Consider the following 25,360-nt stretch of genomic DNA (forward strand, 5'->3'; position numbering starts at 1 on the left):
CGCTTCATGAACAGGTCGGGGATCCAGTTGGCGGTGTTCATGTCGTGGTACGACGACGATCGTCACCGGTGTTCTTGCGCAGCTCGATGAACTCTTCGATGTCGAGGTGCCAGGTTTCCAGGTAGGCGCAGACCGCGCCCTTGCGCTTGCCGCCCTGGTTGACCGCGACGGCGGTGTCGTTGACCACTTTCAGGAACGGCACGACGCCTTGCGACTTGCCGTTGGTGCCCTTGATGTAGGAGCCCAGCGCACGCACCGGGGTCCAGTCGTTGCCCAGGCCACCGGCGAATTTCGACAGCATGGCGTTGTCGTGGATCGCGTGGTAGATGCCCGACAGGTCGTCCGGCACGGTGGTCAGGTAGCAGCTCGACAGCTGTGGACGCAGGGTGCCGGCGTTGAACAGGGTCGGCGTCGAGGCCATGTAGTCGAAGGACGACAGCAGGTTGTAGAACTCGATCGCACGGGCTTCCTTGTCCTTCTCGGCCAGGGCCAGGCCCATGGCGACACGCATGAAGAACACCTGCGGCAGTTCGAAGCGCACGCCATCCTTGTGGATGAAGTAGCGGTCGTACAGGGTCTGAAGGCCCAGGTAGGTGAACTGCTGGTCGCGCTCGTGATCGATGGCCTTGCCCATGCGCTCCAGGTCGAAGCCGGCCAGGGCCGGGTCGAGCAGTTCGAATTCCACGCCCTTGGCGATGTAGGCCGGCAGCGCCTTGGCGTACAGGTCGGCCATTTCGTGGTGGGTGGCGGCTTCGGCGACGCCGAGGAAGCCCAGGCCTTCGGCGCGCAGGGTGTCCATCAGCAGGCGGGCGGTGACGAAGGAGTAGTTCGGCTCGCGCTCGACCAGGGTCCGGGCAGTCATCACCAGGGCGGTGTTGACGTCCTTGATGGCCACGCCGTCGTAGAGGTTCTTCAGGGTTTCGCGCTGGATCAGGGCGCCATCGACTTCGGCGAGGTTTTCGCAGGCTTCGGCGACGATGGTGTTCAGGCGGTTCATGTCCAGCGGCGCCAGGCTGCCGTCGGCCAGGGTGATGCGGATGCTCGGGTGCGGTTGCACCACGGCGTCGGCGTTGCCACGGGTGGCACGCTCCTTGGCGCGCTGGTCACGGTAGATCACGTAGTCGCGGGCGACTTTCTGCTCGCCGGCGCGCATCAGGGCCAGTTCGACCTGGTCCTGGATCTCTTCGATATGGATGGTGCCGCCGGACGGCATGCGGCGCTTGAAGGTCGCGGTGACCTGCTCGGTCAGGCGCGCGACGGTGTCGTGGATGCGCGACGAGGCGGCGGCGGTACCGCCTTCAACTGCGAGGAACGCTTTGGTGATGGCCACGGTGATCTTGTCGTCGGTGTAGGCAACGACAGTGCCGTTACGCTTGATCACGCGCAGTTGGCCGGGGGCGGTCGCTGCCAGATCCTGGTTCGAATCGGCGGCCTGCGGCGCCTTGGCCTGCGGGTTCTCGCGAGTTGTCTCGGTTTGCATGGGTGTCTCCACGTTCTCTATGTTTGTTCAGGCGCCGGGTGGGCGCCCACCGTTCCATCCAAAGGTCCGACAAGCACTGCCGCGCGCGTGGCTCAAATAGGCGCTCGCGCCGCGACAGGCGTGTACCCGACTTCGGGACGGATCAGGAAAAAGGGGCATGCGCATGCCGCTCCCTGGGCCGAAGTCAAAAGTCCTGGGTCGACGACCCAAAATCTGTTGCTGTCGGGTGCGCGGCACTGGCCTGCTGCACCACATACCCGGAACAAGACCCTCACAGGGCTTGCAACGGTCGCCTCCGCAGGAGCGGTTTGGCTGCTGAAATCACTTAAAGTTCAGGCAAAAAAAACAGCCGCTGAAGGGCTTGAGTTCTTTGCTCGACTTGTGCTTGGGATTTTGGCGAAAACCCAAGATGTAGTGTTTTGTTGTGACTGAGATACAAGATAATGCGGTATACGGGGTATTGCAAGGCGGCGATCTGTGGATAACTTGTGTGTAGTTTGTGTGTGAAACCGAACAAAACGCTGTAGGCCCCGTCCTGCCACGATGAGACCGCCTGTCATCCTTTTTTCATGTAAGAAAAGGCAACGGAGAGATTTTTGCGGGCGCGAACCCTATCACAGAAATCACCGTCGACCGACCTCGCTGGCAGGCAATTTGCCTCACCCGCGCGGGCGGTTGGCAGTGGTCTGGGGGCCACGTAGTATCCGCTGCCGATGTTGCCTTTCGGTGATGGCCGCATCGGCGCCTATAACAAGAACCAGGAGAGGGCCATGGAGCAGCACAATTGTCAGGTACTGATCGTCGAGGATGACCAGCGGCTCGCCGAACTGACGCGCGAATACCTCCAGGCCAATGGCTTTGCCGTCGAGGTGGAAGGCAACGGTGCGCTGGCGGCGGCGCGGATCATCAACGAGCAGCCGGACCTGGTGATCCTCGACCTGATGCTGCCTGGCGAGGATGGCCTGAGTATCTGTCGCAAGGTACGCCAGCGCTATGCCGGACCGATTCTGATGCTGACCGCGCGCAGCGACGACCTCGACCAGGTCCAGGGCCTCGATCTGGGCGCCGATGACTATGTGTGCAAGCCGGTGCGTCCGCGCCTGCTGCTGGCGCGGATCAACGCGCTGCTGCGCCGCAGCGAGGCGCCGGCGGCACCGGAAGAGGTACGCAGCGTGCAGTTCGGCCCGCTGCGGGTCGACAACACCCTGCGCGAAGCCTGGCTGGGCGAGACCGGCATCGAGCTGACCGGCGCCGAATTCGACCTGCTCTGGCTGCTGATCAGCAATGCCGGACGCATTCTCTCCCGGGAAGAAATCTTCACCTCGCTGCGCGGCGTCGGCTATGACGGCCAGGACCGTTCCATCGATGTGCGCATCTCGCGCATCCGGCCGAAGATCGGCGACGACCCGATCCATCCGCGGATGATCAAGACCATCCGCAGCAAGGGCTACCTGTTCGTCCGCGAGGCGGCCGAAGCCCTGGGCCGCAAGGCATGAACTCGATCTTTCTGCGCATCTACGGCGGCATGTGCGCGGTACTGGTGCTGGTCGCAGTGCTGGGTGTACTAAGCCTGCACCTGCTCAATGAAGTCCGCGCCGGGCAGTACCGCGAACGCCTGGCCCACGGCACGTTCACGCTGATGGCCGACAACCTGGCACGCATGAACAGTGTCGAGCGCACCCGCGCCCTGGCTCTGTGGGAGCGCCTGCTGGGCATTCCGCTGAATGTGCAGAGCAGCGCCGAAGCGCATCTCGACGGCGGCCAGCGCACCCGCCTGCAACGTGGTCAGGTGCTGGTGGAGTACCTGGGGCCGCATCAGGCGTGGGTGGTCAGTCAGCTCAAGGGCCGTGATCTGGTGCTCACCGGCGAAGTCCAGCAGATCAGCGAGCAGTTGGCCCGTGCCACGATCTACCTGCTGGTGGACGAACTGGTGCGCTACCCGGTCGCCGAGCAGGCACGGCGCCTGGCGGAACTGAAGCAGAGCAAGGGCTTCGGTTTCGACCTGCGCCTGCTGGCGCAGAGCGAGGCGGACATGGATGACGACCAGCGCCGCCGAGTCGAGGAGGGCGACACGGTGATGGCTCTGGGCAAGGACGGCGATTCCATCCGGGTCTTCGCCGGCATCGCCGGCACTCCCTGGGTTCTGGAGATCGGCCCGCTGTACCAGATGAACCCCTATCCGCCACAACTGCTGATATTGATCGCCGTCCTCGGCCTGAGCCTGATCGGCCTGGTGGTCTACCTGCTCGTGCGGCAACTGGAGCGACGGCTGTCCCATGTCGAGATGGCGGCGACCCAGATCGCCCAGGGCAGCCTGGATACCCGGGCGGTCGCTGACGGTGCAGACTCGGTGGGGCGCCTGGCCGAGGCCTTCAATGGCATGGCCGAGCACCTGCAGCGCTCGCTGACCATCCAGCGCGAACTGGTTCGTGCGGTGTCCCACGAGTTGCGCACGCCGGTGGCGCGCCTGCGCTTCGGCCTGGAAATGCTCGCCAGTGCGAGCACCGAGCAGGCCCGCGACAAGCACCTGGCCGGGATGGACAACGATATCCAGGACCTCGACAAGCTGGTCGACGAGATGCTCATGTACGCGCGTCTCGAACAGGGCGCGCCGGCCCTGCACTTCCAGCGGGTCGACCTGGATGCCCTGCTCGATCAGGTGATTGCCGAGCTGGCCCCGCTGCGCCGCGAAGTGCAGGTGGTGCGCGGGGTGTCCCAGGGCGGCGGCGAGGGCGCCTGGGTCGAGGCCGAGCCGCGTTACCTGCATCGTGCCCTGCAGAACCTGGTGAGCAACGCCATGCGTCACGCCGAGTCCCAGGTCTGCCTCAGCTATCAATTGGGTTTGCAGCGCTGCCGCATCGATGTCGAGGATGACGGCCCCGGCGTGCCGGAAAGCGCCTGGGAGCGCATCTTCACGCCGTTCACCCGGCTGGACGACAGCCGCACCCGTTCATCGGGCGGGCACGGCCTGGGGTTGTCCATCGTGCGTCGCATTATCTACTGGCACAACGGCCGTGCCCTGATCGGCAAGAGCCTGCGCCTGGGCGGCGCCTGTTTCAGCCTGAGCTGGCCGCGGGAGCAGCCAGCGCCGAGTGGCGAGTAGCGGGTCAGACCGCGACCAGGCTCAACAGCTGATCGTCCATCAGGCAAAACTGGCCGTGCAGTTCGCGGCCGTGATGCCACTCCGCCGACAGGTCGGTGAGCAGGCGCAGGCGCGCGCAGCCGTCGTCGGACCACTCCAGCACTTCGGCGTGTTCGAAATAGAAACGCTTGCGCACCAGCGGGTAGAGCGCCTTGAACAGGCTTTCCTTGAGCGAGAAGGTCAGGGTCACGCCGAGGCCCGTGCGCGTTGGGTCGAGGCGCTGGAGTTCGTCGGCGGTGAGGATCTCTCCGGCCAGGCGGGTCGCGCGTTCTTCGTCGAGGAGGCTTTCCTGGTCCAGTCCCAGTCCGGCGCAATCGTTCTTGCGCGCCACGACCGCGGCGGCCCAGCCCTTGCCGTGGGTGATGGAACCGGCGATGTCGCCTGGCCAGATCGGCGCGCGGTCGTCGCCGGTGGCGGGGCTGTAATGGCGGCCATCGAGGCGCTGCAGCGCGGCACGGGCGCAGACCCGGCCGGCGAGGTATTCGGCCTGGCGCTTGGCCACCGAGCGTTGCAGGGCCGGTGTCTGTTCGATGGCGGCGCGCTGGAAGTCGTCGCTGGCCAGGTTGGCCGGATCGAATGCGCAACTGACCAGCACCGCGCCGGGGACCGGGCGGGGCAGGGGCCAGTGGTGCTGGAGGGGGGAGCAGCAGGTGGGGAGTCGGTTCATGGCGGGTATTGTGCCGTGAGGCGGGGATGGAATGAAGCGTCCGCGTAGGAGCTGGCTTGCCTGCGAAGGACCGCAAAGCGGTCCCCGATGACTCCATAATGGGACCGCTTTGCGGTCCTTCGCAGGCAAGCCAGCTCCTACGTGCGTGCGTGAGGCCCTGGGTCAGAAGATCTTCTTGAAGAACGCCTGCAGATCCGCCCACGAACTCTCGTCCGCCGCCTTGCTGTAGCCAATGTCCAGCCCGCCATGCTCGCCATGGCTCAGGCGATCCGCATCCGGGTTGGTGAAGCCGTGCCTGGCGCCCTGGATACTGACGAACTCGTAGGTCGCCCCCGCCGCATCCATTTCCTTCTTGAAGTCCAGCACCTGCTCAGGCGTGACCATGCTGTCCGCCGAGCCGTGCTCCACCAGGACCCTGGTCTTCACGCTGCCGGGCGTGGCCGGTGTGCTGGTCACCAGCGCCCCGTGGAAACTGGCCACCCCGGCCAGGGGCTCACCACGCCGCGCGGCATCCAGCACCACCTTGCCGCCGAAGCAGTAGCCGATCGCGGCGATCCGCTGTTTGTCGGTCTGCGGCTGCAGCTTGAGCAGCTCGACCCCGGCGTCGAAACGCTTCGCCGCCGCCCCCGGATCCTTCAGCGCCGTCTGCATGAAGCCCATGGCATCGGCCGGATGTTCGGTGTGCTTGCCGTCGCCATACATGTCGATGGCCAGGGCGCTGTAGCCCAGCGCGGCGAGGTCGCGGGCGCGGCGCTTGGCGTAGTCGTTCAGGCCCCACCATTCATGCACCACCACCACGCCGGGGACCGGGCCCTTCACCGCGTCGTCGTAGGCGTAGTAGCCGACCAGGCGCTTGCCGTCGGCGTCCTGGTAGGGAATCTCACGGGTTTGCACGGCGGCCTGGGCCAGTCCGGTGGCGCCAAGTAGTGCGGCAACAATCAGCATGCGCATGGTCGGTACTCCTGTCGACAACGTTCGATGCGTTCAGCCCGGGTTCAGGCGGGGTTCAGCGGCGGTTCAGCGCCGGCTCCTTAATCTAGCCCCATCAACCCAACCGCGCATCATCGTGGAGAACATCAGCATGAAAAGCCTCAACACTCTGCTCGCCGCCATGACCTTCCTCGGCGCCAGCATGGCCGTCCAGGCCGCGGACGATACCTTCGCCAGCGTCACCTACGGCCAGACCAGCGACAAGGTGCGCAAGTCCGGCCTGCTCGATCAGAACATCGGCCACGTCAACACCGACGGCATCATCGGCAAGGACGACACCTGGGGCGTGCGCCTCGGCCGGATCAATGACGACGGTCGCTACTACGCCACCTACGACAACGTCTCCGGCACCCACAATGGCCTGAAACTGCGTCAGGAAAATCTGCTCGGCAGTTACGACCTGTTCTACCCGCTGGGCAACAGCACCAAGCTCTTCGGCGGCGCCAGCGCCGGTCTGACCAAGCTGACCCAGGACTCTCCGGGTGCCAGCCGCGACAGCGACATCGGCTATGCGGTCGGCCTGCAGGGTGGTGTGCTCCAGCAAGTCAGCGACAATGCCTCGGTCGAGCTGGGCTACCGTTACCTGCGCAGCAATGCCAGTACCGAACTGGCCGAACACGCCGGCGACAAGCTTGGCTCGCTGCGCCTGACCAGCAGCGCGCAGACCTACCTGTCGGCCAACTACAGGTTCTGACGTCGCGCTACCTGAACCGGCCCCGGGCACGGGCCGGTTCGCTGTTATTCTGCGTACCCGCATCGCAAGAGGAGCGTTCGATGAAATTGCTGGTGGTCGAGGATGAAGCGCTGTTGCGCCACCACCTCCAGAGCCGTCTGAGCGAGGGCGGCCATGTGGTCGAGGCGGTGGGCGACGCCGAGGAGGCGTTGTACCAGGCCGGACAGTTCAATCACGACCTGGCGATCATCGACCTGGGCCTGCCCGGCATGAGCGGCCTGGAATTGATCGGCCGCCTGCGCGCGCTCGACAAGAGTTTTCCGATCCTGATCCTCACTGCCCGCGGCAACTGGCAGGACAAGGTCGAGGGCCTCGCCGCGGGGGCCGACGACTATCTGGTCAAGCCCTTCCAGTTCGAGGAGCTGGAGGCCCGCCTCAACGCCCTGTTGCGCCGCTCCAGCGGTTTCACCCAGGCCACCATCACCGCCGGTCCGCTGCGTCTCGACCTCAACCGCAAGCAGGCCGTGCTGGACGAGCGGCCGTTGGCGCTGACCGCCTATGAATACCGCATCCTCGAATACCTGATGCGCCATCACCAGCAGGTGGTGGCCAAGGAACGCCTGATGGAGCAGCTCTACCCGAACGACGACGAGCGCGACCCGAACGTCATCGAGGTGCTGGTCGGCCGCCTGCGGCGCAAGCTGGAGGGCGACTGCGGCTTCAGGCCGATCGATACCGTGCGCGGCCTCGGCTACCTGTTCACCGAGCGCTGCCGATGATCCGCTCGCTGCGCCTGCGCCTGATGCTGGCGGCCGCCGTGCTGGCGCTGCTGTTCATGCTGGCGCTGTTGCCGGCGCTGCAGAAGACCTTCAGCCTGGCCCTGCGGGAAGCCATCGAGCAGCGCCTGGCCTCCGACGTGACCACGCTGATTTCCGCCGCGCGGGTAGAGAACAAGCGCCTGATGATGCCGGTGCTGCTGCCGGACGAGCGCTTCAACCTCCCCGATAGCCGTCTGCTCGGCTACATCTATGACCGCGAGGGCCATCTGGTCTGGCGCTCGCGGGCCGCCGCCAACGAGAACATCAACTACCAGCCGCGCTATGACGGGCGTGGCAACGAATTCGCGCGGATCCGTCAGGACGATGGCGAGGAGTTCTTCGTCTATGACGTCGAGGTCAAGCTGCTCGGTGGCCAGAGCGCGGCTTACAGCATCGTCGCCCTGCAGCCGCTGCGCGAATACCAGGAAACCCTGAGCGGCCTGCGCGAGCGGCTCTATCTCGGCTTCGGTGGCGCGCTGCTGGTGCTTCTGCTGCTGCTCTGGGCCGGCCTGACCTGGGGCCTGCGTTCGCTGCGACGGATGAGCGTGGAGCTGGACGAGATCGAGTCCGGCACCCGCGAAGACCTCAGCGGCGAGCACCCGCGGGAGCTGCTGCGCCTGACCCGTTCGCTCAACCGCCTGCTGCGTGGCGAACGCGAACAGCGCGGGCGCTACCGCGATTCCCTCGGCGATCTGGCCCACAGTCTGAAGACCCCGCTGGCGGTGCTGCAGGGCGTCAGCGAGAGCATGGCCCAGCGTCCCGCGGAGCGTGAGCAGGCGCGGGTGCTGCAGAGCCAGATCGAGCGCATGAGCCAGCAGATCGACTACCAGTTGCAGCGCGCCAGCCTGCGCAAGAGTGGCCTGGTCCGTCACCGGGTACTGCTGCGCCCGCTGCTGGAAAGCCTGTGCGGCACCCTGGCCAAGGTCTATCGCGACAAACAGGTCGCGGTCGATTACGCCGTGGCCGGCGATGCGCGCGTGCCGATGGAGCAGGGCGCGTTGATGGAGTTGCTCGGCAACCTGCTGGAAAACGCCTGGCGCCTGTGCCTCGGACAGATCCATATCAGCCTGCGCAACGAGGACGGCGCGCTGCAGCTATGCATCGAGGACGATGGCCCCGGTGTACCCGAGAACCAGCGCGAACGCATCCTCCAGCGCGGCGAGCGACTGGATCGCCAGTATCCGGGCCAGGGCATCGGCCTGGCGGTGGCCAAGGACATCATCGATAGCTACGACGCCCGTCTCACCCTCGGCGATTCGCCCCTGGGCGGCGCCGCCTTCCGCATCCGCTTTGCCCCCGACTGAGATGGCCGAGCGATTCGTCCGGCAGAAATTTCCCTGCATTTCGTAGGCGGATAACCGCCAACCTGGCTTGGCGAAATTCCGCCCCGGGCGGAAATCCGCCAACTCACATCCCCCGCGCTGCCACCTGTTTGTGCAGGAAAACCCCGTAAACACGGGCCCCGCACCGCAAAAGCGCAAACTGGCACCCGGCTTGCTATTACCTCAGCAGAGTTCTGCCACGCAGCTCGACACAACAAATCCCTCCAGTGCAGGAGGGTTCGCGATTCAGGTGCCACGCGTCCTGGGAAGGACCGGCCGGTGCCCTTGAGGAACATAGCCATGACGACAGCCCGTCAGCCACTGTACAAATCGCTGTATATCCAGGTACTGGTAGCGATCACCATCGGTATCCTGCTCGGTCACTACTACCCTGAAGCCGGCGTTGCCCTGAAACCCCTGGGTGACGGCTTCGTCAAACTGATCAAGATGGTCATCGCACCCATCATCTTCTGTACGGTGGTGAGCGGCATCGCCGGCATGCAGAGCATGAAGTCGGTGGGCAAGACCGGCGGCTACGCGCTGCTGTACTTCGAGATCGTCTCCACCATCGCCCTGATCATCGGCCTGGTCGTGGTCAACGTGGTCAAGCCGGGCGCCGGCATGCACATCGACGTCTCCACCCTGAACGCCAGCAGCGTGGCCGCCTATGCCGCCGCCGGCGCGCAGCAGACCACGATCGGCTTCCTGCTCAACATCATCCCGGCCACCGTGGTCGGTGCCTTCGCCAACGGCGACATCCTGCAGGTGCTGATGTTCTCGGTGATCTTCGGCTTCGCCCTGCATCGCCTGGGTGACTATGGCCGTCCGGTGCTGGAGCTGATCGACCGCTTCGCCCATGTCATGTTCAACATCATCAACATGATCATGAAGCTGGCGCCGGTCGGTGCCTTCGGTGCCATGGCCTTCACCATCGGCCAGTACGGCGTCGGTTCGCTGGTGCAGTTGGGCTACCTGATGGCCTGCTTCTACATCACCTGCATCCTGTTCATCCTGGTCATCCTCGGCGGTATCGCCCGTGCTCACGGTTTCAGCGTGCTGAAACTGATCCGCTACATCCGCGAAGAGCTGATGATCGTGCTGGGTACGTCTTCCTCGGAATCCGCCCTGCCACGCATGCTGACCAAGATGGAACGCCTGGGTGCGAAGAAATCCGTGGTTGGCCTGGTGATCCCGACCGGTTACTCGTTCAACCTCGACGGTACCTCGATCTACCTGACCATGGCCGCGGTGTTCATCGCCCAGGCCACCGACACCACCATGGACATCACTCACCAGATCACCCTGCTGCTGGTGCTGCTGGTGGCTTCCAAGGGTGCTGCCGGCGTCACCGGTTCCGGCTTCATCGTCCTGGCCGCCACCCTGTCCGCGGTGGGTCACCTGCCGGTGGCCGGCCTGGCGCTGATCCTCGGTATCGACCGCTTCATGTCCGAAGCCCGCGCGCTGACCAACCTGATCGGCAACGCCGTTGCCACCGTGGTGGTGGCCAAGTGGGTCAAGGAGCTGGACGAAGACAAGCTGCACAAGGAACTGGACTCCGGCGGTTCGCCGCTGGCCGAGACCCGTCCGATCGACGACCTGGGCGTGGCTGAAGGCCCGGCCGTTCGCTAAGCGTCTGTTGCACTGCAAAAAGCCCATCTTCGGATGGGCTTTTTCGTTTGGGATTGGCTTCGAGGGTGCCTGTCCCGGCCTCATCGCTGGCAAGGCCAGCTCCCACGGGGTTTGCGGTCTGCCGCAGACTTCAGGCAAGGCACGGATTCTGTGGGAGCTGGCGTTGCCAGCGATGAGGCCGGCCGGGCTCAACAGAAAACCATTACTCCACGCGAACTTCCCCGGTAAACACCAGGGTCTGCCGACACCGTCGACACAGATAGCGCCGTCCCTTGCCCACCAGCCCATGGCGCTGCGCGGAAAACGGGAAATCGCTGCCGGCACAGGGGCAGCGGTAGATATAGCGGGCCACGTTGCGCCGCTGCACTTCGTAGTTGTGGCAACGATTCGGCGGTAGTTCGTAGACCCCGCGCATGATCAGTTGCCATTCCTCGCCATGGGGCTGGATGCGCTCGCCGAACAACTGGTGGGCGATCAGGTGCGCGACTTCGTGGGCCACGGTCTGGCGCAGGAAATCCTCGCGGTTCTCGCGGTACAGCTGCAGGTTGAAGCGCAGCAGGTTCTCGTGCAGGTGGGCGACACCGGCCTTCTGGCCGCGCAGCTTGAAGCTGACCACCGGGCGGGTGAAGGGGCGTTTGAAAAACGCTTCGGCTTGTTTGTAGCAGTCTTCGACGCGGGATGTGAGCAGCTCTGGCATGCGTGACGGTACTCCTGAGCGGCCGATTATGCCGCAACCGGCGAAGCGCCGCCGAGACCATTGGTCCGCGGACGAAATCGGGCCGCCTTGCGGCGGCCCGAGGTGTTGCCCCTATGTTGTCGGCGTTTTTTCTAGTTGGTGTAGACGGGCCCCACGCCCAATCCCCAGGTGATCACGGTGAAGGCCATGATGGCGACCAGCACCACCAGACCCACCGCCAGTACCGAACTCGAGAACAGGAAGCCTTCGTCGGACGGAATGTTCATGAAGGTCGGCAAACCGACGTACAGCAGGTAGACCGTGTAGCAGATGGCCGCCGTGCCGATGATCATCCCCAGCCACAGGTGTGGGTAGAGTGCCGCCAGGCCGCCGATGAACAGCGGGGTGGCGGTGTAGGTGGCGAACGCGATGCATTGCGCCAGGCTCGGATTGGCATCGTAGGTGCGCGCCATCCAGTGGATGAAGGCGCCCATGACCGCAACGCCGGCGAGCATGGCCAGGTACGACATGATGGTCATCCACAGCGCGCTCTCCATGGTCAGCATGACCGGAGCGCGATCGCCGATGACCCAGCCGACCTGGGTGGTGCCGATGAACGCCGATACCGCGGGAATCGCCGCGAGTATCAGGGTATGGGTGAGGTACATGTGGCTGATGGATTCCTCCTCGCCACGGATCTCCCGCCATTCCTGGTCAGGATGGGTGAACAGCCCTACAACGTGATGGATCATGCCAATCACTCCTACGTCGTTTCCAATCGCCCCCCAGCGGAGCGCTTGCTAGCCCGCAAGGCACGGGCCGGACAGGACAGGCCGCTATTGGTGCGGTCTTATGTCGCAGTATAGGAAGGCGTTCGCCGCGCAAATCCGCTTTTTTAGAGCAAATCGCGCTGTCAGGCGGTGGCTTGATTTCCTCGCAGTCTTTATCGGATTGGCCTGCCCCCGGCCCCGGTTTATGCGTAAAATACGCGCCTTTTGTCACACCTCGCGGATTCAAGCGCCATGGGCACCCTTTCGGTCAACCAGAACAAACTGCAAAAACGCCTGCGCCGCCTCGCCGGCGAAGCCATCACCGACTACAACATGATCGAGGATGGCGACAAGGTCATGGTCTGCCTGTCCGGCGGCAAGGACAGCTACACCATGCTCGATGTTCTGCTGCACCTGCAGAAAGTGGCGCCGATCAAGTTCGACATCGTCGCGGTGAACATGGACCAGAAGCAGCCCGGCTTCCCCGAGGAAGTGCTGCCGGCCTACCTGGCGACACTGGGCATCGAGTACCACATCGTCGAGAAGGACACCTACTCGGTGGTCAAGGAGCTGGTTCCGGAGGGCAAGACCACCTGCTCGCTGTGCTCGCGCCTGCGCCGCGGCACCCTGTACACCTTCGCCGACGAAATCGGCGCGACCAAGATGGCCCTCGGTCACCACCGCGACGACATCGTCGAGACCTTCTTCCTCAACATGTTCTTCAACGGCACCATGAAGGCCATGCCGCCCAAGCTGCGCGCCGACGACGGGCGCAACGTGGTGATCCGCCCGCTGGCCTACTGCTCGGAGAAGGACATCCAGGCCTACTCGGACATGAAGGAATTCCCGATCATCCCGTGCAACCTCTGCGGCTCCCAGGAAAACCTGCAGCGCCAGGTGGTCAAGGAAATGCTGGTGGAGTGGGAGCGCAAGTCGCCGGGCCGCACCGACAGCATCTTCCGCAGCCTGCAGAACGTGGTGCCGTCGCAACTGGCCGACCGTAACCTGTTCGACTTCACCAGCCTGCGCATCGACGAGAGCGCCACCCCGCGTTTCCTCGACGTGCTGAACATCTGACCCATGCGCGATTACCAGTGGCTGCATGAGTACTGCCTGAACCGCTTCGGCTCCGCCGCGGCGCTGGAGGCCTATCTGCCGCAGCCGAAGAGCCCGGCGCAGTTGCGTGCCATCGGCGACGACCGCTACCTCTCGACCCTGGCCCTGCGGGTGTTCCGTGCCGGGCTCAAGCACAGCCTGGTGGATGCCAAGTGGCCGGCGTTCGAGGAGGTGTTCTTCGGTTTCGATCCGGAGAAGGTGGTGCTGATGGGCGCCGAGCACCTTGAGCGACTGATGCAGGACAGTCGCCTGATCCGTCACCTGGGCAAGCTCAAGAGCGTGCCGCGCAACGCGCAGATGGTGCTGGACGTGCAGAAGGAGAAGGGCAGTTTCGCCGCGCTGATCGCCGACTGGCCGGTGACCGACATCACCGGGTTGTGGAAGTACCTGGCCAAGCATGGCAACCAGCTCGGCGGCCTGTCGGCGCCGCGCTTCCTGCGCATGGTCGGCAAGGACACCTTCATTCCGACCGATGACATGTCAGCGGCGCTGATCGCCCAGGAAGTGATCGACAAGAAGCCCACCAGCCAGCGGGATCTTGCGTTGGTGCAAGAGGCGTTCAACCAGTGGCATGCAGAAAGCGGGCGACCGCTGTGCCAGTTGTCGGTGATGCTGGCGCATACCGTCAATCACTGAGCCCATGTGCCACGTCCCCCGTAGGAGCGTGGCTTGTCGTGTGACGAACCACCGCGAAGGACCGCATAGCGGTCCCGACAATTGCATTGGCGGCAGCCATTTTGGGACCGCTATGCGGTCCTTCGCGGGCAAGCCACGCTCCTACGAGGGGGACATGGCATCGGCCTCAGACCACACCTTCTCCCGCCACCCGCCGATCGAACTGGAAGCGCCAGCGGATATACAGCAGCGCACTGACGAACAACGTCAGGCTGATCACCACCTCCAGCCAGCCGAACAACGCCCGGCTCGGGTCGAACGCCGCTTCCACGCCGGTGATGAAGTACAGGTTGAGCACGAAGCACATCCAGGCATGCGCCCGCGCACTGCCGCCGATCATCCCCGGCGCCACCAGTGCCAGAGGCAGCAGCTGGATACCGAGGATCACCCAGGGCCGGGCTCCGTGCAGGTCGGTGAAGAACAGCGTATTGACCACCAGCAGCGCCACCAGGCTGGCGAAGGCCGCCAGGCTCAGGGCGCGGGTCAGGCGCACCCGTGGGGTCAGCCACTCCAGCGGCGGAAGGACCTTCGGCTTTTTAGCCACGCCCGTTCTCCAGCAGTTTCGCGGTAGTCGCCAGGCGCTGGCCGAGGGCGCGGCACAGGGTGATCTCGTCGGCGTCCAGGTCACGCTTGCCATCGGCACCGGCGTGGTGGCTGGCGCCATACGGCGTGCCGCCGCCCTTGGTCTCGATCAGCGCCGATTCGCTGTAGGGCAGGCCCATGATCAGCATGCCGTGGTGCATCAGCGGCAGCAGCATCGACAGCAGGGTCGACTCCTGACCGCCATGCAGGCTGGCGGTGGAGGTGAACGCCGCCGCCGGTTTGCCCACCAGGCCGCCGCTCAGCCACAGGCTGCTGGTGCCATCGATGAAGTACTTGAGCGGCGCGGCCATGTTGCCGAAGCGGGTCGGACTGCCGAGGGCCAGACCGGCGCAGTTGCGCAGGTCGTCGAGGGTCGCGTACAGGGCGCCGGTCGGCGGAATCGCCGGGGCCACCGCTTCGCATTCGGTGGAAATCGCCGGCACGGTGCGCAGGCGTGCCTCCAGGCCGGCCAGCTCGACGCCGCGGGCGATCTGCCGGGCCATCTCGCTGGTGGAGCCATGGCGGCTGTAGTAGAGGATCAGGATGTACGGCTGGCTCACGGCAGGATCTCCAGCACTTTCTCCGGAGGACGGCCGATCACGGCCTTGTCGCCGACCACCAGGATCGGGCGTTCGATCAGCTTGGGATGTTCGGCCATGGCGGCGATCAACTGCTCGTCGCTCAGCGCCGGGTTGGCCAGGTCGAGGCTCTTGTACTCGTCTTCACCGGTGCGCAGCAGCTGGCGTGCGCCGATGCCCAGCTTGCCGAGCAGGGCCTTGAGGGTCGCCGCGTCCGGCGGGGTTTCCAGGTAGCGCACCACGTCAGGGTTGAGGCCGCGTTCTTCGAGCAGTTCCAGCGCGCCACGGGATTTCGAGCAGCGCGGGTTGTGGTAGAGCGTCAGGTCGGTCATGTCAGGGTCGCATCCAGCTGTGAGTGGCGGGTATTCTAACCGCAGCGAATTGGCATTTTGCCTGAATCTTGAAGAAGGATTGACCCATGACAAGGCGTTTGGCGGCAGCCCTGGCCATCAGCATGAGCCTCGTGCTCGGTGGTTGCGGTGCGGACTACGGCCTCGACCAGAACGGCAACACGGTGAAAGCCGAGCAACTCGAAGGGCGCTGGGTGGTGCTCAACTACTGGGCCGAATGGTGCGGCCCGTGCCGGGTGGAGATTCCCGAGTTGAACAACTTCGCGAAAGACTGGCAGAGCCAGGGCGTGACCGTAATCGGGGTGAACTTCGACGGTCTGCAGGGCGAGGAACTGAAGAAGTCCACCGAGACCATGGGCATCGGTTTCACCGTGCTCGCCGAGGATCCGGCCGAGCGTTACGAACTGCCGCGTGCCGAAGGCCTGCCGGTGACCTACATCATCGACGGCAAGGGCAAGGTGCGCGAGCAGTTGATGGGCGAACAGACGGCGGCGGGGCTGGCGGAGAGGATCAAGGCGCTCAAGGGCGCTTGATCACGGTGTATTCGGGGACCACGAAGGGCCGCAAAGCGGCCCCGTGAGTCTCAGCCTTCTTCAGGCCAGAAGCGCAGCGGCTTGCCTTCGGCCGGCCAGAAGCGGATCTGCTCGATCGGCGAGATATCCCAGCGCTGTACCGTCGCCAGGGCCTCGAAGAAGCGTTTTTCCTGCTCCATCAGCGCCGGCGCGCAGAGTTTGCGGGTGCTGCCGATTTTGCCGAAGCTGAGCCGGTCGTCCTGCAGCTCGTACTGCGCGAACCAGTGGTTGCAGCCACCATTGCCGTAGGCCCGGCCATCTTCGGCGAGGGTCAGGGTCAGGTGGCTGTAGTCCATCAGCGGACGCTCGCCGATCCACTCCAGCACATAGCTGCGCTCGCGCTGCAGCTTCACCGGTTCGGCCGCGCAACCCGCCAGGGCGGCAAGCGCCAGGGCGCTCAAGACCAGGTTTTTCACTGCGCCTGCTCCCGGCATTGCGGGCACAGGTGCTTGTCGCCCTTGCTGAGCCAGCCCAGCTCGGTGATCCGCGCCACGGCGGCCGGCTGCTGGGCTTTCTTGCCCAGCTTGGCGTCCACGGCGAATTCGAAGTCCAGCGTTGCCTGGCAGCCGTCGCAGTTGACCTGCCACTGATGAATCGCCAGCTCGCCGAAGACCGGGCCGGTCGCCACCGCGACCCACTGGCCGCGCGGGTTGATCAGGTGGCGGACGCTGTCGACGGTGAGGCGCATGGACAGGTCCTTGCTGCCCTTGAGAGTGACCAGCAGGACGTCGCCTTTCTGGATCGAGCCGCCGTTGCCGGTGACCTGGTAGCGGCCAGGCACCAGCGCGCGGCATTCGATCAGGGTGTGTTGCGGGTTGAAGAGGGTGTAGCGGAAATCGTGTTCGACCATGGGGCCTCCAAATTTGCCGCGTATCCTACCTTATCCCTCCACCAGATTCTGCGGCTCGCCGACCATCCATCGGGCGATGTTGTCCAGCGTCGTGCCGGCGATGGCGGCCAGCGCCTCGCGGGTCAGGAAGGCCTGGTGCGCGGTGACGATGACGTTGGGGAAGGTCAGCAGGCGTGCCAGCACGTCGTCCTGCAGGGGCTGGTCGGAGCGGTCCTCGAAGAAGATCTGCGCTTCTTCCTCGTACACATCCAGCCCCAGGTAGCCGAGCTGGCCGCTCTTCAGCGCCTCGATCAGCGCCGGCGTGTCGACCAGGGCGCCGCGTCCGGTATTGATCAGCATGGCGCCCGGCTGCAGGTCAGCCAGGCTCTGGATATTGATCAGGTGGCGGGTCTGCGGGGTCAGCGGGCAATGCAGGCTGATGATGTTGGAACGGCGCAACAGTTCGTCCAGCGCCACATAGCGCGCACCGAGGGCGACGACGTCCGGGTTCGGGTACGGATCGAAGGCCAGCAACTGGCAGCCGAAGCCGGCCATGATGCGGGCGAAGGCCAGGCCGATCTGCCCGGTGCCGACCACGCCGACGGTCTTGCCGTGCAGGTCGAAGCCGGTCAGGCCATGCAGGCTGAAATCGCCTTCGCGAGTGCGGTTGTAGGCGCGGTGCAGACGGCGATTCAGCGACAGGATCAGCGCCACCGCATGCTCCGCCACCGCATGCGGCGAGTAGGCCGGAACCCGCGTGACGGTCAGGCCCAGGCGTCTGGCGGCGGCCAGGTCGACATGGTTGTAGCCGGCCGAGCGCAAGGCGATCAGGCGCGTGCCGGCGGCGGCCAGGCGTTCCAGCACCGCTGCCGAGAGGTCGTCGTTGATGAAGGCGCAGACCACTTCGTGGCCGGCGGCGAGCACCGCGGTGTCCTCGTTCAGGCGGGCGGGCAGGAAGTGCAGCTCCAGGCCGTTCACCGCTGGGGCGGCGTTGAAGCTGTCCTGGTCGTAGGTCTGGCTGCTGAAGAACAAGGCGCGCATGGTCAGGGCTCCGAAACGATCGAATGGCCCAGTGTAGCCAAGCCCGGCGTGCCGGGCCTTGTCGCAGGTCAGGCGCTCTGGCGCGCGGCGTGGGTCAGGCGGTCGATGGCCCGTTCGAGGTCGTCGAGCGATGGCTGGGCTTGCGGATCGTCCTGCTTGAGCAGGGTTTCGCTGCGCTGGCAGGCGGCGCGCAACTGCGGCACGCCACAGTAGCGGGTGGCGCCGTTGAGGCGGTGCACGCGTTCGATGGTCGCGGCACGGTCACCGGTGTCACGGGCGGCGCGAATCGCCTGGCGATCGGACTCCAGCGAGGCCAGCAGCATCGCCAGCATGTCCGCGGCCAGGTCCGGCTTGCCGGCGGCCAGGCGCAGGCCTTCCTCCGGATCCAGCACCTTCAGCTCGCTGTTGCCGTGATGATGGCTGGCGCTGCGCTCGTCGCGGGCGACATTGACCGGCAGGCCGGTCCATTTCTGCAGGACCTGGGCCAGTTGCCGGTCGCTGATCGGCTTGGTCAGGTAATCGTCCATGCCGCTGTGCAGCAGGGCGCGTTTCTCGTTGGCCATGGCGTGCGCGGTCAGGGCCACGATGGGCAGCGCCTGGCCGCCCTGGCCGGCCTCCCAGCGGCGGATCTGCTCGGTGCACTCGCGACCGTCCATGCCCGGCATCTGCACGTCCATCAGCACCAGGTCGAAGCTGTCCTGCTGCACCGCCTTGATCGCCGCCTTGCCGCTGTCCACCGCCAGGACCTCGGCGCCGAGGTCTTCCAGCAGGGTCTGGACCAGCAGCAGGTTGGCCGGGTTGTCGTCGACGCACAGCACCTTGCGCAGGCGCTGGCCCTGGACGGTCTTGACCTCGCCCTGGTGGCGCCGCGGCTGGATCAGTTCGATCAGCGCACGGCGCAGTTTGCGCGTGCAGGCCGGCTTGGCGTAGAGCTGGCCGTGGGCGTTGGGCAGATACGGGTGGTACAGCGCCTGTTCGGTGGTGGGGCAGAGCACCAGGGCCTGGCAGGAGACCTGTTCCAGGCGCTGGATCAACTGGCCGAGGCGATCTGGCGGCAGGTCGTGCAGGTTGACCCCGAGCACCGCCAGCTCGAACGGCTGTCCGGCCAGGTGCGCGGCTTCGACCGCGCCGAGCAGCTGTTCCGGCGAATTGAAGGTGCTCACCGTCAGGCCGCAGTCCTCCAGCTGATGCTCCAGCGCCTGACGGGCCAGTTCGTGGTTGTCGGTGATCGCCGTGCGCCGTCCCTGCAGGGCCGGCAGCGGCAGGTCCTCGCTGCTGTCGCGGGCCTTGGGCAGGCTCAGGCTGATCCAGAACTGCGAACCTTCGCCGGGCGTGCTGTCGACGCCGATCTCGCCGCCCATCTGCTCGATCAGGCGCTTGGAGATCACCAGGCCCAGGCCGGTGCCGCCGGGCTGGCGCGACAGCGAGTTGTCGGCCTGGCTGAAGGCCTGGAACAGCGCACGCACGTCCTGGGCCGAAAGGCCGATGCCGGTGTCCTGGATGCAGATGCGCAGTTGCACCGAATCCTCGCGCTCGTCCTCGAGCATGGCGCGGGCGACGATGGTGCCCTCGCGGGTGAACTTGATCGCGTTGCTCACCAGGTTGGTGAGGATCTGCTTGAGTCGCAGCGGGTCGCCGATCAGCGACAGTGGCGTGTCGCGGTAGACCAGGCTGACCAGTTCGAGCTGCTTGGCGTGGGCCGCCGGGGCGAGGATGGTCAGGGTGTCCTGGATCAGGTCGCGCAGGTTGAACGGAATGCTCTCCAGCACCAGCTTGCCGGCCTCGATCTTGGAGAAGTCGAGGATCTCGTTGATGATCCCCAGCAGGCTGTCGGCGGACTTTTCGATGGTGCCGAGGTAGTCGTGCTGGCGCGGGGTCAGCTCGCTTTTCTGCAGCAGGTGGGTGAAGCCGAGGATGCCGTTGAGCGGCGTGCGGATCTCGTGGCTCATGTTGGCGAGGAATTCGGACTTGATCCGGCTCGCCTCGATGGCTTCCTTGCGCGCCATGTCCAGTTCGATGTTCTGGATCTCGATGGTTTCCAGGTTCTGGCGCACGTCCTCGGTGGCCTGGTCGATGCTGTGCTGCAGTTCTTCGTGGGCGTTGTGCAGGGTCTCGGCCATGCGGTTGATGCCGGCGGCCAGTTCGTCCAGCTCGTAACTGCCCATGGAGGCCAGGCGCTCTTCCAGATTGCCGTCCTTGAGCTGGCTGACCGCATGCTTGATCTGCCCGATCGGACCGTTGATCGCGCGGCTCATGCGCAGGGCCAGGAGCGAGGTGGCCATCAGCCCGGTGAGAATCAGCAGCAGGCTGGCGAACAGGCTGCGGTAGCCGCGCAGCAGGGTGCTGCCGTGGGACGTCTCGATTTCCACCCAGCCCAGCAGGCGCTCGGCCTCCTGCGGCACGGGGTCTTCGGTGAGGTCGCGATGATGGCCGAACACCGGTAGCAGATAGCGTGTGGCGTCGCTGCCGGAGCGCTGCAGCATCTGCGTGCCACCACCGGCGGGCGGCATGTTGAGCATGCTCGGGCCGGCATGGGCCAGGCTGGCGCGATCGGCGCCGAGGAAGGACACCGCGCGCACGTCGGCCTGTTCCAGTGTCTGCGCGGCGATGCGCTCCAGTTGCGCGCGGTCCTTGCGGGCCAGGGCCGGGCCGGCCAGCGGCGCCAGGCTCTCGGTGATCATCCGGCCGCGTTGCAGCAGCTGGGTCTGCAGCTCGTTCTGCTGCAGCCAGGTGAAGTAGCTGCCGAGCACCAGTGCCATGGCCGCGGCGGGGACCACGGCGAGCAACAGCACGCGAGTCCTGATTCCAAAACGATTCAGCACGCCGGTCTCCTGTGTCTGCTCCGCGCTGGGTGGGAAGAAAGCTACCGCGACTGTGGCACTAATGCACTATCGCTCTGTGTCGGCGGCGTGCGCCCTTGTACGCGGGTCGAGTTGCCTGGGGGGAGGGGAATGCTCAATAATTGCGCAATTGAGAATTGCTAGCAGCCGCCAATGAGTCCCGCCGTGATCCGCAATCCCAACATTCTCGCCATCGAGGACGACCCGGTGCTCGGTGCCTATCTGCACGAGCAGTTGCAGCGTAGTGGTTTTCTCGTGACCTGGTGCCGCAATGGCCGGGACGGGCTGGACCAGGCGCGCGAGCGGCATTTCGACGTGGTCCTGATGGACATCCTGCTGCCCGGAATGACCGGCCTGGACGCCCTGGTGCAGTTGCGCGAGCGCAGCAGCACGCCGGTGATCATGATGTCGGCGCTGGGCGCCGAGGCCGATCGCATCACCGGTTTCCAGCGCGGCGCCGACGATTACCTGCCCAAGCCGTTCAGCATGGCCGAGCTGCGTGTCCGCATCGAAGCCATCCTGCGCCGGGTCGATCTGGAACGGCGCTTCTCGCCGCTGAACAAGGCCCCGAGCAGCGAGCTGCGCTTCGACGACGAGGCCAGCGATGTCTGCCACGCCGGCCAGTGGGCGGGCCTCACGCCCAGCGAATATCGCCTGCTCGATACCCTGCAGCGCAGCAACGACGAAGTGCTGAGCAAACCCTTCCTCTACCAGCACGTACTGCAGCGCGGTTATTCGCGACACGACCGCAGCCTGGACATGCACGTCAGCCAGATTCGTCGCAAGCTCAAGGCGATCGGCTATCTGGAACGCCAGGTGCGAACCGTGTGGGGCCAGGGCTATGTCCTGAGCGCCGGCGAGGAGCAGTAAGTTGCCCAATCGTCACTCGCTGTTCTGGAAACTGGCGATCCTCATGGTGGGCTTCTGCCTGCTGCTGATCGGCCTGACCCTGTCCTGGGGCCGCCATATGGAGGTGCGCAACGCTTACCTGGCACCGCAGGCGCGCACGCTGCTGGCGGGTTACGCCGCCGAGGCCGAGCGGGCCCTGCGGAGCGGCGGGACGGCGGGTGTCGATCTGTGGCTGGGCGACATGCGCGAGCGCGAAAGCGGTTTCATCGGTGTGATCGGCCCGGACCTGCAGCCCCTGGGCAGCCTGCCGCTGACCGATGCCGAGGTCATGCATCTGACCAACCTGCGCAGCCTCGACCGTCCGATCAGCCGTCACTCCGCCACCGCACCGTGGATGCGCGTGCCGTTTCCCGACGATTCCGCCCTCGGCAGCCTGGTGATCGAACTGCCGCAGCGGTTGATTCCGGACCGCTGGAACCTGCTGTTCTGGCGCATGGTCACCAATGGCCTGATTCCCGGCTTGCTGACCCTGCTGTTCTGCATCGGCCTGTACCGCATGCTGATCCGCCCCTTGCACCAGTTGCGCGACCAGGCCAATGCCTGGCGCGCCGAGCGTCTCACCGCGCGGGTAGCCAGCGCCACCACCAGCCGCGGCGACGAGTTCGGCGAGCTGGGGCGCGCGTTCGATGACATGGCCGAGCGCCTGCAAAGCACCGTGGCCCTGCAGCAGCAGTTGCTGCGCGACCTGTCCCATGAGCTGCGCACGCCGCTGAGCCGCCTGCAGGTCGCCAGCGACAGCGAACAGGATCCGGCACGCCTGCGCGAGCGTCTCAGCCGCGAAGTGGAGGGCATGCAGCGCCTGGTGGAAGATGCCCTGCAACTGGCCTGGCTGGATGCCGAACGGGCGCCGCTGAGCTGCGAACCGATCGAGATCGCGGCGCTGTGGGAAATGCTCTGCGAGGACGCCTGTTTCGAAACCGGCTGGCCGCGGGCGCAACTGCACTGCGAACTGGACGGCGACTGCTGGGTGCAGGGCCATCTCAACAGCCTGGCCCAGGCCCTGGAGAACATCCTGCGCAACGCCATCCGCCATTCCCCCGGGCATGGCCGGATCCGTCTCGGTGGCCAGCGCGAGGGCGAACACTGGCTGATCTGGCTGGAGGACGAAGGTGGCGGGGTGGACGACGCGGAGCTGGAGCGCATCTTCGCCGCGTTCACCCGACTCGATGGCTCGCGGCCAGGCGACGGCGGCTTCGGTCTGGGCCTGAGCATCGCGCGCAATGCCGTGCAGCGCCAGGGTGGACGCCTGTGGGCGCAGAACAGCGGGCGCGGCCTGCGCCTGAATGTGCGCCTGCTGGCGGTGCAAACGCCCGAGCCGGCCCAGGGTTATAGCGATCGGCTATAAGCCCCGCATATTGCGTGATATGGAGCGGGGCGGTTTGCCGGTATGATAGGCGGCCCCGTGAGTCTGGATTGCGAAAACGCCATGACCCTGCAGTACCCCACCATCGCCGATTGCGTCGGCAACACCCCCCTGGTTCGCCTGCAACGCATGGCCGGCGAGACCAGCAATACCCTCTTGGTGAAACTCGAAGGCAACAACCCGGCGGGCTCGGTCAAGGACCGTCCGGCGCTGTCGATGATCACCCGTGCCGAACTGCGCGGTCAGATCAAGCCGGGCGACACCCTGATCGAGGCGACCTCCGGCAACACCGGTATCGCCCTGGCGATGGCCGCGGCGATCAAGGGCTACAAGATGATCCTGATCATGCCCGACAACTCCAGCGCCGAACGCAAGGCGGCGATGACCGCCTACGGTGCCGAGCTGATCCTGGTCAGCAAGGAAGAGGGTATGGAAGGGGCGCGCGATCTCGCCGAGCGCCTGCGCGACGAAGGCCGCGGCCTGGTCCTCGACCAGTTCGGCAACGGCGACAATCCCGAGGCTCACTACGGCAGCACCGGTCCGGAAATCTGGCGCCAGACCGGCGGCCAGATCACCCACTTCATCAGCTCCATGGGCACCACCGGCACCATCATGGGCTGCTCGCGCTACCTCAAGGAGCAGAACCCGGCGATCCAGATCATCGGCCTGCAACCGATGGACGGTTCGGCCATCCCCGGCATCCGCCGCTGGCCGCACGAATACCTGCCGTCGATCTTCGAGGCCGAGCGCGTCGATCGCGTGGTCGACATGGCCCAGAGCGAAGCCGAGGAAACCACCCGCCGCCTGGCGCGCGAGGAAGGCATCTTCTGCGGCGTGTCCTCCGGCGGTGCGGTGGCGGGCATGCTGCGTATCGCCCAGGAAGTGGAGAACGCGACCCTGGTGGCGATCATCTGCGACCGTGGCGACCGCTACCTGTCGACCGGCATTTTCGACGCGGATCGCTGATGTCCAAAAGCAAACGTAACGGCGGCCTGCGCTTCCAGCCGGCCGGTGGCAGCCGCGCGCCCCAGGTGCCGGTGGGCAAGAAGCAGCGCCTGAACATCGAACGCCTGGCCGGGGACGGGCGTGGTATCGCCTTCGTCGAGGGACGTACCTGGTTCGTCAGCGGTGCGCTGGCCGGCGAGGAGGTCGAGGCACGGGTGCTCAATGCCCATGGCAAGGTGGTCGAGGCGCGCCTGGAGCGGGTCTTCAGCGCCAGCGCGGAGCGCCGTGAAGCGCCGTGCCGGCATTTCGACCGCTGCGGCGGCTGCAACCTGCAACACCTTCCCCATGCCGACCAGCTCGAACTCAAGCAGCGCCTGCTCGCCGAGCAGTTGCAGCGGGTGGCGGGCGTCGCTCCGGAACACTGGGCGGCGCCGCTGAGCGGCCCGGAATTCGGTTACCGTCGCCGCGCGCGGGTCGCCGTGCGCTGGGACCAGAAGGCGCGCAAGCTGGACGTAGGTTTTCGCGCCGAAGCCAGCCAGGACATCGTCGCCATCGACGACTGCCCGGTGCTGGTACAGCCCTTGCAGTCGGTGATGCGTCATCTGCCGTTGCTCCTGCGGAGCCTGGCAAAGCCACAGGTGATCGGGCATGTCGAGCTGTTCAGCGGCACCGCCCTGGCCATGCTGGTGCGTCACACCGGCACGCTGGGCGAGGCGGACCTGGCGAAGCTGAAGGCGTTCTGCGTCGAAGCCGGCGTGCAACTGTGGCTGCAAGGCGAGGGTGAACCGGCGGCGGTCGAGGCGGATCAGCAACTGGGCTTCGAACTGGAGCCGTGGAAGCTGACCCTGGCCTATCGCCCTGGCGATTTCGTCCAGGTCAACGCCGGGGTCAATACGGCGATGATCGAACAGGCCCTCGACTGGCTTGCCGTGCAACCTGGCGAGCGGGTGCTGGACCTGTTCTGCGGCCTGGGCAATTTCGCCCTGCCGCTGGCCCAGCAGGCCGCCGAGGTGGTGGCGGTGGAGGGCGTGCAGGCGATGGTCGAACGGGCCGCGGCCAATGCCCGTAGCAATAATTTGAATAATGTTCGCTGTTTTCAGGCGGATTTATCCCAACCCCTGAGCGCGTCCGGTTGGGCGACGGAGGGGTTTTCTGCGGTACTCTTGGACCCACCGCGAGACGGTGCCTACGAGGTCGTAAGAAAAATCGCAGCACTAGGTGCCAAACGGCTGGTCTACGTGTCGTGCAATCCGGCGACCCTGGCCCGCGATACGCTTGAATTGATCAAGCAGGGTTACCGGTTAAAAAGGGCCGGGATCCTCGACATGTTCCCGCAGACAGCACATGTCGAGGCCATGGCGTTATTCGAGGTGGGCTAGGATTGCTGGCCGCC

The 25,360-nt window shown here is 65.6% G+C and carries 24 protein-coding genes and 1 pseudogene; 13 read left to right on the top strand and 12 right to left on the bottom strand.

What is annotated here, in order from left to right; genetic code table 11:
* Positions 1-1,480: pseudogene (locus tag CHB99_RS30260) on the bottom strand (ATP cone domain-containing protein); the annotation flags it as partial.
* Positions 1,481-2,250: 770 nt separating this feature from the next.
* Here CHB99_RS30260 and CHB99_RS26965 point away from each other — a divergent pair.
* Together CHB99_RS26965 and CHB99_RS26970 are read left to right on the top strand one after the other, a co-directional pair.
* Positions 2,251-2,976: a response regulator gene (locus CHB99_RS26965; RefSeq protein ID WP_042127758.1), complete on the top strand. Its 726-nt coding sequence runs from the start codon at positions 2,251-2,253 to the stop codon at positions 2,974-2,976.
* Entirely contained in the window at positions 2,973-4,583 is a 1,611-nt protein-coding gene (locus CHB99_RS26970) for an ATP-binding protein (RefSeq protein WP_042127760.1), read from the top strand. Before CHB99_RS26965 ends, CHB99_RS26970 begins: the two co-directional genes overlap by 4 nt.
* A 4-nt stretch (positions 4,584-4,587) precedes the next feature.
* On the opposite strand, the gene CHB99_RS26975 is transcribed toward CHB99_RS26970, so the two are convergent.
* Positions 4,588-5,289, bottom strand: a complete 702-nt coding sequence (locus CHB99_RS26975; protein WP_042127762.1) for a 4'-phosphopantetheinyl transferase family protein — start codon at positions 5,287-5,289, stop codon at positions 4,588-4,590.
* 162 nt (positions 5,290-5,451) lie between these two features.
* A complete protein-coding gene (locus CHB99_RS26980) occupies positions 5,452-6,240 on the bottom strand; it encodes a dienelactone hydrolase family protein (RefSeq protein ID WP_042127764.1) in 789 nt (262 codons plus the stop codon).
* A gap of 130 nt (positions 6,241-6,370) precedes the next feature.
* Between CHB99_RS26980 and CHB99_RS26985 the strand changes: the two genes are divergently transcribed.
* From CHB99_RS26985 to CHB99_RS27000, 4 genes are all read left to right on the top strand, one after another.
* Complete coding sequence (locus tag CHB99_RS26985; protein ID WP_042127765.1) at positions 6,371-6,973, top strand: outer membrane beta-barrel protein; 603 nt, start codon at positions 6,371-6,373, stop codon at positions 6,971-6,973.
* Positions 6,974-7,053: 80 nt separating this feature from the next.
* Complete coding sequence (locus CHB99_RS26990; protein ID WP_042127768.1) at positions 7,054-7,731, top strand: response regulator transcription factor; 678 nt, start codon at positions 7,054-7,056, stop codon at positions 7,729-7,731.
* Positions 7,728-9,074, top strand: a complete 1,347-nt coding sequence (locus CHB99_RS26995) for an ATP-binding protein (RefSeq protein WP_042127770.1) — start codon at positions 7,728-7,730, stop codon at positions 9,072-9,074. The genes CHB99_RS26990 and CHB99_RS26995 overlap by 4 nt, the downstream gene beginning before the upstream one ends.
* Before the next feature lie 318 nt (positions 9,075-9,392).
* Positions 9,393-10,721 carry a dicarboxylate/amino acid:cation symporter gene (locus tag CHB99_RS27000; protein ID WP_042127772.1) on the top strand — a complete coding sequence of 443 codons (1,329 nt, stop codon included), beginning with the start codon at positions 9,393-9,395 and terminating at the stop codon, positions 10,719-10,721.
* 202 nt (positions 10,722-10,923) lie between these two features.
* Here the strand turns inward: CHB99_RS27000 and CHB99_RS27005 are convergent, their stop codons facing one another.
* Both CHB99_RS27005 and CHB99_RS27010 read right to left on the bottom strand, forming a co-directional pair.
* The gene (locus tag CHB99_RS27005) at positions 10,924-11,418 is read right to left on the bottom strand and encodes a SprT family zinc-dependent metalloprotease (RefSeq protein ID WP_042127773.1); all 495 of its coding nucleotides are present in this window, start codon (positions 11,416-11,418) and stop codon (positions 10,924-10,926) included.
* A gap of 131 nt (positions 11,419-11,549) precedes the next feature.
* Positions 11,550-12,149 (bottom strand): Yip1 family protein, encoded by a 600-nt coding sequence (locus CHB99_RS27010; protein WP_042127776.1) that lies wholly within the window; start codon positions 12,147-12,149, stop codon positions 11,550-11,552.
* A gap of 270 nt (positions 12,150-12,419) precedes the next feature.
* Here CHB99_RS27010 and ttcA point away from each other — a divergent pair, with 270 nt between their 5' ends.
* Together ttcA and CHB99_RS27020 are read left to right on the top strand one after the other, a co-directional pair.
* Positions 12,420-13,244 carry a tRNA 2-thiocytidine(32) synthetase TtcA gene (ttcA, locus tag CHB99_RS27015; protein ID WP_042127778.1) on the top strand — a complete coding sequence of 275 codons (825 nt, stop codon included), beginning with the start codon at positions 12,420-12,422 and terminating at the stop codon, positions 13,242-13,244.
* A 3-nt stretch (positions 13,245-13,247) separates the two neighbouring features.
* The gene (locus CHB99_RS27020; RefSeq protein WP_042127780.1) at positions 13,248-13,919 is read left to right on the top strand and encodes a DNA-3-methyladenine glycosylase I; all 672 of its coding nucleotides are present in this window, start codon (positions 13,248-13,250) and stop codon (positions 13,917-13,919) included.
* A gap of 166 nt (positions 13,920-14,085) precedes the next feature.
* On the opposite strand, the gene CHB99_RS27025 is transcribed toward CHB99_RS27020, so the two are convergent.
* From CHB99_RS27025 to arsC, 3 genes are read right to left on the bottom strand one after another with little or no spacing between them, the layout of a single operon-like run.
* Entirely contained in the window at positions 14,086-14,502 is a 417-nt protein-coding gene (locus CHB99_RS27025; RefSeq protein WP_042127783.1) for a DUF2069 domain-containing protein, read from the bottom strand.
* Positions 14,495-15,100: an NAD(P)H:quinone oxidoreductase gene (gene wrbA / locus CHB99_RS27030; RefSeq protein ID WP_042127785.1), complete on the bottom strand. Its 606-nt coding sequence runs from the start codon at positions 15,098-15,100 to the stop codon at positions 14,495-14,497. Before wrbA ends, CHB99_RS27025 begins: the two co-directional genes overlap by 8 nt.
* Positions 15,097-15,450 (bottom strand): arsenate reductase (glutaredoxin), encoded by a 354-nt coding sequence (arsC, locus tag CHB99_RS27035; RefSeq protein ID WP_042127787.1) that lies wholly within the window; start codon positions 15,448-15,450, stop codon positions 15,097-15,099. The genes wrbA and arsC overlap by 4 nt, the downstream gene beginning before the upstream one ends.
* A gap of 86 nt (positions 15,451-15,536) precedes the next feature.
* On the opposite strand from arsC, the gene CHB99_RS27040 reads away from it, so the two are divergent.
* Positions 15,537-16,001 carry a TlpA disulfide reductase family protein gene (locus CHB99_RS27040; RefSeq protein WP_042127789.1) on the top strand — a complete coding sequence of 155 codons (465 nt, stop codon included), beginning with the start codon at positions 15,537-15,539 and terminating at the stop codon, positions 15,999-16,001.
* Between the two features lie 50 nt (positions 16,002-16,051).
* On the opposite strand, the gene CHB99_RS27045 is transcribed toward CHB99_RS27040, so the two are convergent.
* From CHB99_RS27045 to CHB99_RS27060, 4 genes are all read right to left on the bottom strand, one after another.
* Entirely contained in the window at positions 16,052-16,474 is a 423-nt protein-coding gene (locus CHB99_RS27045) for an META domain-containing protein (protein ID WP_089266695.1), read from the bottom strand.
* Entirely contained in the window at positions 16,453-16,890 is a 438-nt protein-coding gene (locus tag CHB99_RS27050; protein ID WP_042127793.1) for a hypothetical protein, read from the bottom strand. Before CHB99_RS27050 ends, CHB99_RS27045 begins: the two co-directional genes overlap by 22 nt.
* 30 nt (positions 16,891-16,920) lie before the next feature.
* Positions 16,921-17,910 (bottom strand): 2-hydroxyacid dehydrogenase, encoded by a 990-nt coding sequence (locus tag CHB99_RS27055; protein WP_042127795.1) that lies wholly within the window; start codon positions 17,908-17,910, stop codon positions 16,921-16,923.
* A gap of 68 nt (positions 17,911-17,978) precedes the next feature.
* Positions 17,979-20,732 (bottom strand): response regulator, encoded by a 2,754-nt coding sequence (locus CHB99_RS27060; RefSeq protein WP_042127797.1) that lies wholly within the window; start codon positions 20,730-20,732, stop codon positions 17,979-17,981.
* A gap of 171 nt (positions 20,733-20,903) precedes the next feature.
* On the opposite strand from CHB99_RS27060, the gene CHB99_RS27065 reads away from it, so the two are divergent.
* The 4 genes from CHB99_RS27065 (at position 20,904) to rlmD (ending at position 25,346) form a co-directional block, all read left to right on the top strand.
* Positions 20,904-21,620 carry a response regulator transcription factor gene (locus CHB99_RS27065; RefSeq protein WP_042127799.1) on the top strand — a complete coding sequence of 239 codons (717 nt, stop codon included), beginning with the start codon at positions 20,904-20,906 and terminating at the stop codon, positions 21,618-21,620.
* A 43-nt stretch (positions 21,621-21,663) separates the two neighbouring features.
* Positions 21,664-23,004 (top strand): sensor histidine kinase, encoded by a 1,341-nt coding sequence (locus CHB99_RS27070; RefSeq protein WP_042127966.1) that lies wholly within the window; start codon positions 21,664-21,666, stop codon positions 23,002-23,004.
* 81 nt (positions 23,005-23,085) lie between these two features.
* The gene (cysM, locus tag CHB99_RS27075; RefSeq protein ID WP_042127801.1) at positions 23,086-23,988 is read left to right on the top strand and encodes a cysteine synthase CysM; all 903 of its coding nucleotides are present in this window, start codon (positions 23,086-23,088) and stop codon (positions 23,986-23,988) included.
* Positions 23,988-25,346: a 23S rRNA (uracil(1939)-C(5))-methyltransferase RlmD gene (gene rlmD / locus CHB99_RS27080; protein WP_042127802.1), complete on the top strand. Its 1,359-nt coding sequence runs from the start codon at positions 23,988-23,990 to the stop codon at positions 25,344-25,346. Before cysM ends, rlmD begins: the two co-directional genes overlap by 1 nt.
* Positions 25,347-25,360 lie beyond the last annotated feature (14 nt).

Source organism: Pseudomonas japonica (assembly GCF_900188455.1).
Taxonomy (GTDB): domain Bacteria; phylum Pseudomonadota; class Gammaproteobacteria; order Pseudomonadales; family Pseudomonadaceae; genus Aquipseudomonas; species Aquipseudomonas japonica.

Excerpts from the sequence above, each read along its gene's own strand:
- CHB99_RS26965 (WP_042127758.1), top strand. The coding sequence starts at position 2,251 with ATGGAGCAGCACAATTGTCAGGTACTGATCGTCGAGGATGACCAGCGG.
- CHB99_RS26970 (WP_042127760.1), top strand. The coding sequence starts at position 2,973 with ATGAACTCGATCTTTCTGCGCATCTACGGCGGCATGTGCGCGGTACTG.
- CHB99_RS26975 (WP_042127762.1), bottom strand. The coding sequence starts at position 5,289 with ATGAACCGACTCCCCACCTGCTGCTCCCCCCTCCAGCACCACTGGCCC.
- CHB99_RS26980 (WP_042127764.1), bottom strand. The coding sequence starts at position 6,240 with ATGCGCATGCTGATTGTTGCCGCACTACTTGGCGCCACCGGACTGGCC.
- CHB99_RS26985 (WP_042127765.1), top strand. The coding sequence starts at position 6,371 with ATGAAAAGCCTCAACACTCTGCTCGCCGCCATGACCTTCCTCGGCGCC.
- CHB99_RS26990 (WP_042127768.1), top strand. The coding sequence starts at position 7,054 with ATGAAATTGCTGGTGGTCGAGGATGAAGCGCTGTTGCGCCACCACCTC.
- CHB99_RS26995 (WP_042127770.1), top strand. The coding sequence starts at position 7,728 with ATGATCCGCTCGCTGCGCCTGCGCCTGATGCTGGCGGCCGCCGTGCTG.
- CHB99_RS27000 (WP_042127772.1), top strand. The coding sequence starts at position 9,393 with ATGACGACAGCCCGTCAGCCACTGTACAAATCGCTGTATATCCAGGTA.
- CHB99_RS27005 (WP_042127773.1), bottom strand. The coding sequence starts at position 11,418 with ATGCCAGAGCTGCTCACATCCCGCGTCGAAGACTGCTACAAACAAGCC.
- CHB99_RS27010 (WP_042127776.1), bottom strand. The coding sequence starts at position 12,149 with ATGATCCATCACGTTGTAGGGCTGTTCACCCATCCTGACCAGGAATGG.
- ttcA (WP_042127778.1), top strand. The coding sequence starts at position 12,420 with ATGGGCACCCTTTCGGTCAACCAGAACAAACTGCAAAAACGCCTGCGC.
- CHB99_RS27020 (WP_042127780.1), top strand. The coding sequence starts at position 13,248 with ATGCGCGATTACCAGTGGCTGCATGAGTACTGCCTGAACCGCTTCGGC.
- arsC (WP_042127787.1), bottom strand. The coding sequence starts at position 15,450 with ATGACCGACCTGACGCTCTACCACAACCCGCGCTGCTCGAAATCCCGT.
- CHB99_RS27040 (WP_042127789.1), top strand. The coding sequence starts at position 15,537 with ATGACAAGGCGTTTGGCGGCAGCCCTGGCCATCAGCATGAGCCTCGTG.
- CHB99_RS27045 (WP_089266695.1), bottom strand. The coding sequence starts at position 16,474 with ATGCCGGGAGCAGGCGCAGTGAAAAACCTGGTCTTGAGCGCCCTGGCG.
- CHB99_RS27050 (WP_042127793.1), bottom strand. The coding sequence starts at position 16,890 with ATGGTCGAACACGATTTCCGCTACACCCTCTTCAACCCGCAACACACC.
- CHB99_RS27055 (WP_042127795.1), bottom strand. The coding sequence starts at position 17,910 with ATGCGCGCCTTGTTCTTCAGCAGCCAGACCTACGACCAGGACAGCTTC.
- CHB99_RS27065 (WP_042127799.1), top strand. The coding sequence starts at position 20,904 with ATGAGTCCCGCCGTGATCCGCAATCCCAACATTCTCGCCATCGAGGAC.
- CHB99_RS27070 (WP_042127966.1), top strand. The coding sequence starts at position 21,664 with ATGGTGGGCTTCTGCCTGCTGCTGATCGGCCTGACCCTGTCCTGGGGC.
- cysM (WP_042127801.1), top strand. The coding sequence starts at position 23,086 with ATGACCCTGCAGTACCCCACCATCGCCGATTGCGTCGGCAACACCCCC.
- rlmD (WP_042127802.1), top strand. The coding sequence starts at position 23,988 with ATGTCCAAAAGCAAACGTAACGGCGGCCTGCGCTTCCAGCCGGCCGGT.